Here is a 12,858-nt window from a genome sequence, read left to right as displayed (position 1 = left end):
GGTCCTGATCGCTCGGGAGTGGAATGACCTGAATCCGATGACGCGAGCCGAAGGCTCCGGCTTCACCGCCGGACCGAGCCGGGTCGATCTTGATCAAGCAGCCGACGGCGCCGTGACGGTTCGGCTGCGCTCGGCCGGTGAGGTTTCGCGGGTCGTGCTGCGCTGGCCGTTCCCGCTGCCGGACGGGGCGCTGCTGCTGGGCGACGCGTGGGAGCGCACGTACGGTGATCAATCCTGGCGGCCCGGCCCGGCCGACGTCCTGCCCTGGTACTTCCTGGTCCGCGCCGGCGACCGTACCGTCGGCATCGGCGTGCGCGTCCGGCCCGGCGCCTTCTGCGCCTGGCAGGTCACCGACGGCGAACTGTCGCTGCAGCTCAACGTCCGAAACGGCGGCGCACCGGTGCTGCTCGGTGATCGGGAGCTGGCCGCGGCGACAATCGTCCAGGTGAGCGGCGAGCCTGGCGAATCGCCCTGGCTGGTGCACCAGCGACTCTGCGCCGCGCTGTGTCCGGATCCGTTGCCGCAGCGACGGCCGCTGGTCGGCGCCAACAACTGGTACTACGCCTACGGCCAGGACTTCGGCCCGGAGAACGTGATCAACGACGCCCGGACGGTGGTCGAGCTGGCCGACGGCCACCCGGTGCGGCCGTACTCGGTCGTCGACGCCGGCTGGACCGAGGGCGGCGGCGCGCCGGGCGGGCCGTGGACCCACGGCATCCCCGGGCTGTTCGACGATCTGCCCGGGCTGGCCGCCGCGATCCGCGCGGCGGGCGCCGAGCCGGGGATCTGGTTCCGGCCGGCCGCCCTGACCACGGTCGACGACCCGACGCTGCTCCGGCCGGGGCCGCGGCCGGTGCCGGAGCTGCCACTGGATCTCAGCCGGCCCGAGGTGCTCGACCTGGTCCGGGCCGATGTCGAGCGGCTGGTGGGCTGGGGCTACACCTTCCTCAAGCACGACTTCTCCACCTTCGACACCTTTGCCCGCTGGAGCCCGGGAATGGGACTGGGCCTGACCGACGACGGCTGGTCCTTCGCCGACCGGTCGCTGACCAACGCCGAGCTGCTGGTCCGGTTCTACGCGGCGATCCGGTCGGCCGCCGGGGACGCGACGGTGCTCGGTTGCAACGTGGTCGGGCACCTCGCCGCCGGGCTGGTCGACGCGCAGCGGATCGGTGACGACACCTCCGGCCGGGACTGGGCCCGGACCCGCGAGATGGGCGTCAACACGCTCGCCTTCCGGCTGGCCCAGCACCGGCGCTTCTTCACCGCCGACGCGGACTGCGTGCCGGCCACGCCACAGACCCCGTGGGAGAAGAACCGCCAGTTCCTCGATCTGGTCGCCCGGTCCGGCACCGCCCTGTTCGTCTCCGTCGACCCGCGATCCCGCGGCGATCAGGTCGACGCCGACCTCAGCCGCGCCCTCCGGCTCGCCCTGGACGGCGGCTCCCCCGACGGCGTCGAGCCGCTCGACTGGCTCGACACCGCCCACCCCACCCGCTGGCGCGACGGCGCTGAAACCCTGACCTACAGCTGGTGAACAGCCGGTACACTGGACTAAGTCCACTTGACTAAGTCCGAAGGAGGTCGCGGTGACGACGGTCAACATCCACGAGGCAAAGACGCAGCTCTCCAAGCTCATCGAACGGGCCGAGCATGGCGAGACGATCACCATCGCACGCTCGGGACGACCGGTCGCGAAGCTGACCGGCCTCGATCCGTCAGCCGGCACCAAGCGTCGGCTGGGCTTCCTGGCTGGGCAGATCCAGGTGCCGGACGACTTCGACGATCTCGGTCGGGAGACGATCCACAACGCCTTCGGGATCGACTGAATGCGCTACCTGTTGGACACCCACCTGCTGCTCTGGGCGGCAGGTGACCCCGACCGTCTCAGCACCCCTGCTCGGCTGATCATCGAGTCCGATGATCATGAGTTGATGTTCAGTTCGGCAAGCATCTGGGAAGTCGCGATCAAGTCTGGGCTCGGCCGGGCCGACTTCGTTGTCGACCCCCGAGCTCTGCACAGTGGGCTGCTGAAGGCCGGCTACGAGGAGCTGCCGGTGCTCGGGCTGCACGCAGCGGTGGTCACGGAGCTACCCCCGCACCACAAGGATCCGTTCGACCGACTGCTGGTTGCCCAAACGAGCGTGGAGGCCGTCACCCTGGTGACCAGCGACCCACTCGTGGCGCGCTACGACGGATCGATCATCCGCGTCTGAGATCGGCGCGCGCTTCAGCTGGCGATGGCCGCGTACGCCTCGCGGAGCAGATCCTGGTCGGGGCCGGCCAGGATCCGGGCCTTGGCCAAGGATTCCAAGATCACGAAGCGAAGGGTGCCGCCGCGGGTCTTCTTGTCCACGGCCATGGTGGCCAGCAGCTCGTCGAAGGCGCCGGCCGGGTAGCTGGTCGGCAGACCGACCGCGCCCAGCACCGCGCGGTGCCGCCGGGCGGTCTCCTGATCAAGGAAGCCGGCCAGCCGGGACAGCTCGGCGACGAAGATCATCCCGATGCTGACCGCCTCGCCGTGCCGCCAGCGGTAGCTCTCCCGGCGCTCGATCGCGTGCGCCAGGGTGTGGCCGTAGTTGACCAGCTCCCGGCCCACGCGGTCACCCACCGAGGTGGATTCGCGCAGGTCGGCCGAGACCACCTTGGCCTTGACATCGATCGACCGCTCGATCACCTCGCGCAACACGGGCGAACCGAGCTCGACCACGCCGGCCGGGTCGGCCTCGATCCGGTCCAAGATCACCGGGTCGGCGATGAAGCCGCACTTGATCACCTCGGCCAGACCGCTGATCACCTCAGACCGGGGCAGCCCGGCCAGCAGGTCGAGGTCGCAGACCACGCCGCGCGGCTCCCAGAAGGCGCCGACCAGGTTCTTGCCCTCGGCGGTGTTGATGCCGGTCTTGCCGCCGACCGCCGCGTCGACCATGCCCAGCACGGTCGTCGGCACGGTGATCAGCCGGACCCCGCGGAGCCAGGTCGCGGCGACGAAGCCGGCCAGGTCGGTGGCCGATCCGCCGCCGAGGCCGATGATCACGTCGGAGCGGGTGAAGCCGGCGTTGCCGAGCACCGACCAGCAGGTCGCGGCCACCTCCGCCGTCTTGGCCGCCTCACCGTTCGGGATGTCGATCCGGGTGACCTCGGCGCCGGCGCCGGTGATCACCGCCGACAACCGCTCCGCGGTGCCGATCAGGGTGGACGGATGGATCACGGCGACCCGGACCGCCCCCTCGAGCAGACCCGGCACATGATCAAGCAGGCCGTGCCCGACCAGCACCTGGTACGGCTGCTCGGCCGCCACCTCGATCTCGGTGATCATGAACTGACCCGTTCCACCAGGCCGGCCACCACCGCGTCCGGAGCGACGTCGTCGGTCTCGACCGCCTCGGTCGCCACCGCCGCGTACAGCGGCTGCCGTTCGGCCATCAGCCGGACCAGCTTCCCGTGCACGTTGCCCAGCAGCAGCGGCCGGGCGGTGTTCAGTCCGACCCGCTTCGCGGCGGCGCCGGCGCTCACCTTGAGCCAGATCACCCGGTGACCGGTCAGCGCCTGCCGGATCCGTTCCGACGTCACCGCACCGCCACCCAGCGACAGCACGCCCGGCTGGACCAGCAGCTCGAGGGTGATCGCCGTCTCCAACTCACGGAAGGCCGGCTCACCGTCGTCGGCGAAGATCTCGGCGATCGGCTTGCCGGCCCGCTCCTCGATCACGCCGTCCACGTCGACGAACGGCAGCCCGAGCCGCTCGGCCAACAGCCGGCCGACGGTCGACTTGCCGGAGCCCGGAGCGCCGACGACGACGACCGCGCCACCCAGCGGCAGGGATGCGGCCGCCATCAGCCGTGGACTCCGAGCCCGCGGTCGGCGATCGACTTCAGGTACGCCTCGCAGTTGCGCCGGGTCTCGCCGACCGAGTCGCCGCCGAACTTCTCCAGCGCTGCATTGGCGATCACCAGTGCGACCATCGCCTCGGCCACCACCCCCGCGGCCGGCACGGCGCAGACGTCGGAGCGCTGATGGTGCGCGACGGCCTCCTCGCCGGTCCGGACGTCGATCGTCCGCAGCGCCCGCGGCACGGTCGAGATGGGCTTCATCGCCGCGCGGACCCGCAGCACCTCGCCGGTGCTCATCCCGCCCTCGGTGCCACCGGCCCGATGGCTGGCCCGAGTCGGTCCACCAGGGCCGGGCACGATCTCGTCATGCGCCGCGCTGCCCCGGCTCCGGGCCAGCTCGAACCCGTCGCCGACCTCGACACCCTTGATCGCCTGGATCCCCATCAGCGCACCGGCCAGTTGCGCGTCCAGCCGGCGGTCGCCGTGCACGTGCGAGCCGAGGCCGGGCGGCAGCCCCCAGGCCAGCACCTCGACCACGCCGCCGAGGGTGTCCCCGTCGGTCTGCGCGGCCTCGATCTCGTTGATCATCGCCTGCGCCGAGTCCGCGTCGAAACAGCGCACCGGGTTGGCGTCGATCGCGGCCAGGTCGCCGATCTTGGGCAGCAGCCCGTACGGCGTCCGGGCCTGACCGAGCTCCACCACGTGGCTGAGCACGGTGATCCCGAAGGCCTGCTCGAGGAAGTTCTGCGCCACCCGGCCGATGGCGACCCGGGCCGCGGTCTCCCGGGCGCTGGCGCGTTCCAGGATCGGCCGGGCCTCGTCGAAGTCGTACTTCTGCATCCCGGCCAGGTCGGCGTGCCCGGGCCGCGGCCGGGTCAGCGGGGCGTTGCGGGCGCGGCCCTCGAGCACGGCCGGATCGACCGGGTCGGCGGACATCACGTCTTCCCACTTCGGCCACTCGGAGTTGCCGACCTGGATCGCGATCGGCCCACCCTGGGTGACGCCGTGCCGAAGACCACCGATCACGGTCACCGCGTCGGCCTCGAACTTCATCCGGGCGCCGCGGCCGTAACCGAGCCGGCGCCGGGCCAGCGCGTCGGCGATGTCGGAGGTGGTGACGCGGACGTGAGCCGGAAGTCCTTCCAGCGTGGCCACCAAGGAGGGGCCGTGAGATTCACCGGCGGTGAGCCAACGGAGCATGGGCGTCAGTCTTTCACGAACGAACCAGGGCGCCCGTTTCGGTAGCATGGCCACGATGTCAGACTCCCCGGATTCCTCCCTGCCGCTACCGGCTGCACGCGTCGGCGATGCCGATCGCGAGCGGGCCGCGGAGCAGTTGCGGGTGGCCGTGTCCGACGGCCGGCTCGACCTGAGTGAACTGGATGAGCGACTGACCGCGGTGTACGGAGCTCGGACCCGGGCCGACCTGGTAGCGGTGACCTTCGATCTCGAACCGGTCCGCAGCGCCGCCCGTCCGTTGACCCTGCGGACCAAGAGCGGAACGATCAAGCGCACCGGGATCTGGACGGTTCCCGCCGAGATCGTGGCGGAGTGCACCTCCGGGACGATCAAGCTCGACTTCACCCAGGCGCAGGTCCACGATCGGGAGATCCACGTCCAGGCGAGCGCGAAGTCCGGCTCGGTGGTGCTCGTGGTGCCACACCGCGGCTGGTCGGTGGTGATGGAGGACGTGAGCAGTTCCAGCGGCAGCATCGTCAACAAGGTGCTCGGCGACGCCAATCCGTACGGCCACACGATCCGCGTCACCGGGGGCGTGACCTCGGGCGTGATCAAGGCCCGGCATCCGCGACGACGCTTCATCGACTGGTTGCGCGGCCGACCTCACCCCAACGCGCTGACCTCATGATCAGCTCCGCGACGTCATGATCAGCTCTTCGGCGGCCTGATCAACTCGGCCAACCCGATCGGGGCCGAACACCGCGGCCGAAAGGGTCAGCGAGCCTCGGGGGCGAGGGCGCGGTGGGCGGCCTCGAGGAGCAGCCGAGGATCGACGTCCTGGCCGGTCATCAGGTGGACCTGCAGGGCGCCCTGCCCGGCCAGCAGGTCGAGGCCGTTGACGACGCGCTTGCCGAGACGTTCGGCGGCGGTGGCCAGGGCGGTCGGCCAGCCTTCGTAGATCGCGTCGAAGATCACGTCGGCGCTGGCCGCGGCCTCGTCGGCGACCGGGTCGGCGGCGCCGGCGGTCACGGTGGACAGCAGCACGTCCGCCCGGGGCAGCTCGGTCCCCCACTCCCGGACGGTCAACTCGATCTCCAGCGCCTCGGTCAGGGTGCGCAGTCGTTCGGCCTTCGCCGGCGTCCGGGCCACCATGATCACCCGCTTGGCCCCCAGCTCGGCCAGGGACACCAGCGCCGAACGGGAGGTGGCACCGGCGCCGAGCACGGTCGCGGACTCGATCCGGTCCACGCCCGGCTGATCGCCGGCCGACCGAAGCGCCCAGATCAGCCCGCCGACGTCGGTGTTGTGGACCCGGCGACCGTTGGGCTCGAAGATCAACGTGTTGGCCGCCCCGGCCAGCGCGGCCACCTCGTCCACCTCACCCAGGCCCATCGCCGCGAACTTCAGCGGCATGGTCAGGCTGAGCCCACGCCAGGTCCGGTCACAGCCGGCGACGAACCCGGCGAGTTGATCATCGTCGACCTCGTAGGCCCGATAGTCCCAGTCGGTCAGCCCCAGCTCGGCGTACGCCGCGTGGTGCATCACCGGCGACAGCGAGTGCCCGATCGGCGAGCCGAGCACGGCGCAGCGCACCCCGGCACCACCGTGGGCCGGGACCGGCTGACTCACTTACAGGTCCCCGGGTTGGCCTGGCACCAAGCCTGGAACTCGGCCACGATCTGGTCGAACTCGGCCTTGGTGGTGACGAACTTGGTCTCGCCGGACTCCAGGTTGACGGTGACGAAATACATCCAGTCGCCGTCGGCCGGGTTGAGGGCGGCCTCGATCGCCGCCTTGCCCGGTGCCGAGATCGGTCCGGGCGGCAGGCCCTTCTTCTTGTACGTGTTGTACGGCGACTTCGACTCCCGCTGCTCCGGCGTGGTCACGGCGCTCTTGGAGTTGACCGCGTAGAGCACGGTCGAGTCGAGACCGAGGGCCCAGTCCTTCTCCAGCCGGTTGTAGATCACCCGGGCCGCCTTCGGCCGGTCCTCGGCCCGGCGGACCTCCTTGTCCAGGATGCTGGCCACGATCAGCACCTCGTACGGACTCCGGCCGATCGCCTTGGCCCGCGCTTCGAGGTCGAGCCCGTTGGTCACCTTGGTGTACTGCGCGGTCATCTGCTTCAGCACCGACTTCGCGTCGGCGTTCTCGACCAATTCGTACGTCTCCGGGAACAGCACGCCCTCCGGATTGTTCTTGGCGTAGCCGGGCAGCCCGAGCTCCTTCGGCTTCTTCAGCGCCGCCTCGAACTGCTTCTTGTCGATCTTGGTCCCCTTGGCGAGGGCGTCGATCTGCTCGCTGAGCCGCAGCCCCTCCTTGACCTGGAACTGGGCCCGCACCCGCGAATCCCCCGGATTGACCAGCAGGGTCAACGCGTCGATCGCCTTCATCTGCTTCTGCATCCGGTATTTGCCGGCCTGGATCTTGCTCGCCCGCGGCTCGGTGTCGACCGCCTTGCCCCAGGCCTCGACGGACTTGATCACGTCGGCCTCTTTCAGGTCGCCGCCGATCTGGTCCAGCGAGGAGCCCTCCTCCAGGCTGACGGTGACCGCCTCGCCGCCGGGGCCCGGATAGTCCGGGACCTCACCGAAGGTGGTGATGAAGTCGGTCGTCTTGTTCCAGACGAAGTAGACGCCGCCGATCAGCACCGTCGCGGCCAACAGCACCGCGAGATAGCCCTTCACGCGGTGCGCGACTTCGCGCTTGGCGCTCGGCTTGTGTTCAGGATCCAGCATCGAAGACACGTCGAGAGGGTTCTTCCTGGTCAGCTCAGTTCGGTACCGGCCGATACTACTTCCCCCGGCGGCTGGTCTGTGGCGCGTTCGCTCGCCAGCGCGTGTTCCAGGATCGTCGTCGCCGCGGCGGCGTCGATCACGGAACGTTGTTTCTTCGCCGATCTCCCCGATTCGCCGAGTCGACGGGCGGCACTCACCGTACTCAATCGTTCGTCGATCAGGCGAACCGGGATCGGCGCGATGGACCGGGCCAGTTCGATCGCCCGCTCCCGGATCGCCACCGCGGCCGGCCCCTCGCCGCCGGACAACGACCGCGGCAACCCGACCACCACCTCGAACGGCTCCCGCTCCGCGATCAGCTCGACGACGGCGCGCAGGGTCGCGGCCCGGTCGGTGGTCGCCTTGACCGTCCCGATCGGGTACGCGAGCGTCCCGGCGGCATCACAAGCAGCGACGCCGATCCGGGCAGCACCCCAGTCGAGGGCGATCCTGACTCCGGTCCGCACCCCTGCACTCCTTCCGTGGCTCGGGTCACGTTCCCTGAGCCTGTCGAAGGGCAGGCCCGATCACCAGCGCCCTTCGACAAGCTCAGGGAACGAACACCCAAACGTCCCCATCCACAAGCTCAGCGAACGAATCCACTACTCAGCTTTGGACGCGGTGGCCGATGGAGTACTCGACCTCGCGGAAGGCGTCGGGGACCTTGGCTGCGTCGCTGCCGCCGCCCTGGGCCAGGTCGTCCTTGCCGCCGCCGCGGCCGCCGAGGGCCTGGCTGGCGATCATCACCAGTTCGCCGGCCTTGAGGCCGCGCGCCCGCGCGCCTTCGGTGGTCGCGACGATCACCGTCGGCTTGTCCGCGGTGCCGCCGATCAGGCAGACCACCGCGGCCAAGTTGGCCACCCGGGACCGGACCTCCTGGGCCAGCTGGCGCAGGTCGCCGCCCGAGATCCCGTCGGCGTGGTGCGCGATGTAGCCGACGCCCCACATGTCGTGCGACTTGGCCACGATCGGGTCGACCGTCGTCATCAGGTTGGCCGACTTCAGCGCCGCGATCTCGCGCTCGGCCTCCTTCAGCTGCGCCACCATCTTGCGCACCCGGTCGGTCACCTGGTCCGGTTGCACCTTCAGCGTCTCGGCCAGGCCGAGCACCAGCGAGCGCTCCTTCGCCAGGTGCTGGAACGCGTCCATCCCGACGAACGCCTCGACCCGGCGCAGGCCGGAGCCGACCGAGGACTCCGCGTTCAGCGCCATCAGCCCGATCTGCGAGGACTGCAACACGTGGGTGCCGGCGCACAGCTCGCGGGACCAGCCGTCGCCCATGTCGACCACGCGCACGACGTCGCCGTACACCTCGCCGAACAGGGCCATCGCACCGGACGCCTTCGCCTCCGCCAGCGGCATCAGCGATGCCGAGACCCCGAGGTCGGCCCGGATCGCCTCGTTGGACAGCTGCTCGATCCGGTGCCGCTGATCTTCGTCCACGGCGTGGTTCCAGGAGAAGTCCAGCCGCATGTAGCCGGGCCGGTTGAACGAGCCGGCCTGCAGCGCGGTCGGGCCGAGGATCTGGTGCAGCGCCTCGTGGATCACGTGCGTCGCCGAGTGGGCCTGGCAGGCGCCGAGCCGCCAGTCGCCGTCGACCTCCGCGCGGACCACGGCGCCCGGCCGCAGCTCACCGGAGTTGATCTTGACCTTGTGCACCAGCAGGCCCTTGACCGGCCGCTGCACGTCGGTCACCTCGAGCTCCAGGCCGTCGCCGATGATCTTGCCGTGATCACCGGACTGACCACCCGACTCGGGGTAGAACGGCGTCTCGGACAGGATCACCTCGACCACGTCGCCGGCGACCGCATGATCACGGAGCTCGCCGTCGACGACGATGCCGCGCACCTCGCCTTCGCCGGTCAGCGTCTCCAGGCCGGTGAACGGGGTCTCGCCCTGATCACGCAGCCGGGCGTAGATCTCGGTCGAGACGCCGCTGCCCTTCTTGGACTTGGCGTCCGCCTTGGCCCGGGTGCGCTGCTCGTCCATCAACCGGCGGAAGCCCGCCTCGTCGACCTCGAGCCCCTGCTCGCCGGCCATCTCCAGGGTCAGCTCGATCGGGAACCCGAAGGTGTCGTGCAGCTGGAACGCGCGGTCGCCGGACAGCGTGCTGGACTGCTCGCTGCGCGCCGACGCGACCGCCGTGTCGAAGAGCTGGGTGCCGGAGGTCAGCGTCCGGTCGAACGCCTCCTCCTCCGCGTAGGCGATGTCGGAGATCCGCGCGAAGTCGGTCTCCACCTCCGGGTACGAGCCCTTCATCGCATCCCGGCTGACCGGGAACAGCTCGGCGAAGCTGGGCCGGTCGACCCCGAGCAGCCGCATCGACCGGACCACGCGGCGGAGCAGTCGGCGTAGCACGTATCCCCGAGCCTCGTTTCCTGGTGTCACCCCGTCACCGATCAACATCAGCGCCGACCGGACGTGGTCGGCCACCACGCGGAGCCGGACGTCGTCGGTGTGATCGCTGCCGTACTTCTTGCCGGCCAGGTCCGCGGCCAGGTCGATCACCGGGAAGACCTCGTCGATCTCGTACAGGTTGTCCACGCCCTGGAGCAGGTAGGCGACCCGCTCCAGGCCCATCCCGGTGTCGATGTTCTTCCGCGGCAGCTCGCGCAGCACGTCGAAGTCGTCCTTGGCCCGGACCGCGGACAGCTCCTCCTGCATGAAGACCAGGTTCCAGATCTCCAGGAACCGGTCCTCGTCGACGACCGGGCCGCCGTCCGGCCCGTACTCGGGACCGCGGTCGATGTAGATCTCGCTGCACGGGCCGCCGGGGCCGGGAATGCCCATGTGCCAGTAGTTGTCGAGCAGGCCGCGGCGCTGGATCCGCTCGGTCGGCAACTCGGCGATGTTCTGCCAGAGCCGGGCCGCCTCGTCGTCGTTGTGCAGCACGGTGACCCAGACCTTGTCCGGGTCGAAGCCGAGGCCGTACGAAGACTGCGGCGCGGTGATGAAGTCCCAGGCGAAGCTGATCGCCTCGGCCTTGAAGTAGTCGCCGAAGGAGAAGTTGCCGTTCATCTGGAAGAACGTGCCGTGCCGCGTGGTCTTGCCGACCTCCTCGATGTCGAGGGTGCGGACGCACTTCTGCACGCTGGTGGCGCGCTGGTACGGCGCCGGTTCCTGGCCGGTGAAGTACGGCTTGAACGGGACCATGCCGGCGTTGACGAAGAGCAGGGTCGGGTCGTTGTAGAGCAGGGGCGCCGACGGGACGACTTCATGGCGGCGGGTGCCGAAGTAGTCGAGGAAGCGACGCCGGATCTCGGCGGTTTTCATGCTGTGTCCTTGGGGTGATGAGGGAGCGAGCAGGTCATTCCGGGGTACGGCCGAGCGCGTCGTTGATCTCCGCTTCGCGCTCGGCCATGGCAGCTCGGACCCGATCGGCGAAATCCTGGGCGCGGTCGGTCAGCCCGGCCGCCGAATCGGCGACCCGGTTGCCGATCGCCTCAGGCGTCGCCTGGCTCAGATACTCCCTGATCTTGATCGCGACGAACACCGCGACGCCGGCCCCGATCAGGAACCAGAACACTCGCTTGATCATCATTTCCTCCGTCGCGAAAACACGCCGCCGCTCTTGGCCCGGGCCGGCGCCGCGGTCTCACCCCGGAATGCCTTCCGCACTCCGTAGGTGAAGGCCGCCGTCTTGACCAGCGGCCCGCCCAGCGTGGCCGAGAACAGGGTCGCCATCTGGGCGGCGTTCTCGCTGACCACGGTAGCGTGCTTGCTCACCTTCGCTACATCCTCGGTGACGAAGCTGAGCTTCTCCAATTCATTATTGGTCGCCCGCACGGTGCCCTGCAGCTCGGTCAGGATCGGCACCGACTCGTGCCCGATGTCGCGCACCGCGAGCCGCAACTCCTCCAGCACCCGGCCCAGCTTCAACAGCGGCACGGCGAAGAGGCTCACCAGGACGGCGAAGGCGATGGCCGCGATGAGACCGGCGATATCCCCTAGCGACATGAAACTCCTCGAACACATCAGGTATTGACAATCCAGGTCCGGCCGGACCAAGCACCGACCCTATCGCGTCACCACCAGCCCGGTTGCCGGCACGCGCCAGCGCGCCGGATCCAGTTGACCCGATCGCCCACAACGCCCGGCCCGCTGGGGTTTCCGGCCGTCCGTACGGGACCGGTCACGGTCGGTCGCGCGACTCCTGGGCCCGGTCGAGATCGAGCCCGGCCGAGGCGGACCAACTGGCCAGGAGCTTGAGCCGTTCCTCGGTCGGCGAGCCGGCGGGCGCCGTGTACATGGCGAGGGTCAGGTCCGGGTCGCCCGCGGGACGCAACGACTCGTAATCCAGATCCAGGTCGCCGACCACCGGATGCAAGATCAACTTCTTGCCGTGGGTCTTCTCCAGCACGGCATGCTGGGCCCAGAGCGTACGGAAGGTCTCGTCCTTGACCGACAGCTCGCCGACCAGCGCGGCGAGATCGGTGTCGTCGGGATAGCGGCCCGCGTCCAGCCGCAGGAACGCGACCATGTCGGCGGCCACCGTCGGCCAGTCCCGGTAGAAGATCCGGGCCTCCGGCCGGAGGAACGTGTAGCGGGCCGAGTTGCGGTCGGCCGGGGCCATGCCGGAGAAGTCGTAGACGGCGTCGGCCAACGGGTTCCAGGCGAGGATCTCGGAGCGGCGGCCCATCACGAAGGCGGGCAGGTCGGCCGCCATCTCCAGCAACCGCTGCACACCCGGCCGGACCCGCTGCGGAGCCAGCCGCCGCTTCGCCGCCGGCCGGACCAGATTGCGCAGATGGTCCCGCTCGGTCTCGTCCAGCCGGAGCACCCGGGCGATCGCGTCCAGGATCGCGTCCGACGCCGCCGGGGCCCGGCCCTGTTCCAGCCGGACGTAGTAGTCGACGCTCACGCCGGCCAGCAACGCCAGCTCCTCCCGGCGCAGGCCCGGCACCCGGCGCCGGCCGCCACCGGGCAGGCCGACATCGTCGGGCCGTACCCGAGCCCGGCGGGTGCGCAGGAACTCGCCGAGGTCGTTGGTCACTTGTTCATTATCGGCGGCCCGGCGCGATCAAGACTGGGCACTGCCAGACCCAGGATGCGCGGACCCACGACTGCGCCGA

At 69.9% G+C, this 12,858-nt stretch carries 14 protein-coding genes; 4 read left to right on the top strand and 10 right to left on the bottom strand.

Translation table 11 applies throughout. The annotated features are described in order from the left end of the window. Positions 1–37: 37 nt before the first annotated feature. From FNH24_RS18315 to FNH24_RS18305, 3 genes are read left to right on the top strand one after another with little or no spacing between them, the layout of a single operon-like run. Positions 38–1,537 carry an alpha-amylase family protein gene (locus FNH24_RS18315; RefSeq protein WP_246186956.1) on the top strand — a complete coding sequence of 500 codons (1,500 nt, stop codon included), beginning with the start codon at positions 38–40 and terminating at the stop codon, positions 1,535–1,537. Positions 1,538–1,589: 52 nt separating this feature from the next. Next, positions 1,590–1,829 carry a type II toxin-antitoxin system Phd/YefM family antitoxin gene (locus tag FNH24_RS18310; protein WP_152363651.1) on the top strand — a complete coding sequence of 80 codons (240 nt, stop codon included), beginning with the start codon at positions 1,590–1,592 and terminating at the stop codon, positions 1,827–1,829. Continuing rightward, on the top strand, positions 1,830–2,216 hold the full coding sequence (locus tag FNH24_RS18305; protein ID WP_152363650.1) for a type II toxin-antitoxin system VapC family toxin: 387 nt from the start codon (positions 1,830–1,832) through the stop codon (positions 2,214–2,216). It begins immediately after the preceding gene. Positions 2,217–2,230: 14 nt separating this feature from the next. Here the strand turns inward: FNH24_RS18305 and aroB are convergent, their stop codons facing one another. From aroB to aroC, 3 genes are read right to left on the bottom strand one after another with little or no spacing between them, the layout of a single operon-like run. Beyond that, the gene (gene aroB / locus FNH24_RS18300) at positions 2,231–3,319 is read right to left on the bottom strand and encodes a 3-dehydroquinate synthase (RefSeq protein ID WP_152363649.1); all 1,089 of its coding nucleotides are present in this window, start codon (positions 3,317–3,319) and stop codon (positions 2,231–2,233) included. Beyond that, the gene (locus FNH24_RS18295) at positions 3,316–3,837 is read right to left on the bottom strand and encodes a shikimate kinase (protein WP_152363648.1); all 522 of its coding nucleotides are present in this window, start codon (positions 3,835–3,837) and stop codon (positions 3,316–3,318) included. Before FNH24_RS18295 ends, aroB begins: the two co-directional genes overlap by 4 nt. Next, entirely contained in the window at positions 3,837–5,033 is a 1,197-nt protein-coding gene (gene aroC, locus FNH24_RS18290) for a chorismate synthase (RefSeq protein WP_152363647.1), read from the bottom strand. The genes FNH24_RS18295 and aroC overlap by 1 nt, the downstream gene beginning before the upstream one ends. 55 nt (positions 5,034–5,088) lie before the next feature. On the opposite strand from aroC, the gene FNH24_RS18285 reads away from it, so the two are divergent. Continuing rightward, positions 5,089–5,700, top strand: coding sequence for a DUF1707 SHOCT-like domain-containing protein (locus FNH24_RS18285; protein ID WP_161606191.1), 612 nt, complete (start codon positions 5,089–5,091; stop codon positions 5,698–5,700). A gap of 86 nt (positions 5,701–5,786) precedes the next feature. Here FNH24_RS18285 and FNH24_RS18280 read toward each other — a convergent pair whose 3' ends face one another. From FNH24_RS18280 to FNH24_RS18250, 7 genes are all read right to left on the bottom strand, one after another. After that, positions 5,787–6,641, bottom strand: coding sequence for a shikimate dehydrogenase (locus FNH24_RS18280; protein ID WP_246186955.1), 855 nt, complete (start codon positions 6,639–6,641; stop codon positions 5,787–5,789). Next, the gene (mltG, locus tag FNH24_RS18275) at positions 6,638–7,747 is read right to left on the bottom strand and encodes an endolytic transglycosylase MltG (RefSeq protein WP_152363645.1); all 1,110 of its coding nucleotides are present in this window, start codon (positions 7,745–7,747) and stop codon (positions 6,638–6,640) included. Before mltG ends, FNH24_RS18280 begins: the two co-directional genes overlap by 4 nt. A 29-nt stretch (positions 7,748–7,776) precedes the next feature. Then, a complete protein-coding gene (ruvX, locus tag FNH24_RS18270) occupies positions 7,777–8,253 on the bottom strand; it encodes a Holliday junction resolvase RuvX (protein ID WP_152363644.1) in 477 nt (158 codons plus the stop codon). A 139-nt stretch (positions 8,254–8,392) separates the two neighbouring features. After that, complete coding sequence (gene alaS / locus FNH24_RS18265; protein ID WP_152363643.1) at positions 8,393–11,059, bottom strand: alanine--tRNA ligase; 2,667 nt, start codon at positions 11,057–11,059, stop codon at positions 8,393–8,395. Between the two features lie 34 nt (positions 11,060–11,093). Beyond that, positions 11,094–11,324 (bottom strand): DUF6167 family protein, encoded by a 231-nt coding sequence (locus FNH24_RS18260; protein ID WP_152363642.1) that lies wholly within the window; start codon positions 11,322–11,324, stop codon positions 11,094–11,096. Beyond that, positions 11,324–11,743, bottom strand: a complete 420-nt coding sequence (locus tag FNH24_RS18255; RefSeq protein WP_152363641.1) for a DUF948 domain-containing protein — start codon at positions 11,741–11,743, stop codon at positions 11,324–11,326. The genes FNH24_RS18260 and FNH24_RS18255 overlap by 1 nt, the downstream gene beginning before the upstream one ends. Before the next feature lie 175 nt (positions 11,744–11,918). Beyond that, positions 11,919–12,779 carry a helix-turn-helix transcriptional regulator gene (locus FNH24_RS18250; RefSeq protein WP_152363640.1) on the bottom strand — a complete coding sequence of 287 codons (861 nt, stop codon included), beginning with the start codon at positions 12,777–12,779 and terminating at the stop codon, positions 11,919–11,921. Positions 12,780–12,858: the final 79 nt, after the last annotated feature.

It is taken from the genome of Microlunatus speluncae (assembly GCF_009299835.1).
Lineage (GTDB): Bacteria > Actinomycetota > Actinomycetes > Propionibacteriales > Propionibacteriaceae > Microlunatus > Microlunatus speluncae.
The sequence above is the reverse complement of the archived record's forward strand: the minus strand, read 5'-3'. Positions and strand labels throughout refer to the sequence as shown.

Coding starts and splice junctions, on each gene's coding strand:
- aroC (WP_152363647.1), bottom strand. CDS start 5,033: ATGCTCCGTTGGCTCACCGCCGGTGAATCTCACGGCCCCTCCTTGGTG.
- alaS (WP_152363643.1), bottom strand. CDS start 11,059: ATGAAAACCGCCGAGATCCGGCGTCGCTTCCTCGACTACTTCGGCACC.
- FNH24_RS18295 (WP_152363648.1), bottom strand. CDS start 3,837: ATGGCGGCCGCATCCCTGCCGCTGGGTGGCGCGGTCGTCGTCGTCGGC.
- mltG (WP_152363645.1), bottom strand. CDS start 7,747: ATGCTGGATCCTGAACACAAGCCGAGCGCCAAGCGCGAAGTCGCGCAC.
- FNH24_RS18305 (WP_152363650.1), top strand. CDS start 1,830: ATGCGCTACCTGTTGGACACCCACCTGCTGCTCTGGGCGGCAGGTGAC.
- FNH24_RS18285 (WP_161606191.1), top strand. CDS start 5,089: ATGTCAGACTCCCCGGATTCCTCCCTGCCGCTACCGGCTGCACGCGTC.
- aroB (WP_152363649.1), bottom strand. CDS start 3,319: ATGATCACCGAGATCGAGGTGGCGGCCGAGCAGCCGTACCAGGTGCTG.
- FNH24_RS18255 (WP_152363641.1), bottom strand. CDS start 11,743: ATGTCGCTAGGGGATATCGCCGGTCTCATCGCGGCCATCGCCTTCGCC.
- FNH24_RS18315 (WP_246186956.1), top strand. CDS start 38: ATGACGCGAGCCGAAGGCTCCGGCTTCACCGCCGGACCGAGCCGGGTC.
- FNH24_RS18260 (WP_152363642.1), bottom strand. CDS start 11,324: ATGATCAAGCGAGTGTTCTGGTTCCTGATCGGGGCCGGCGTCGCGGTG.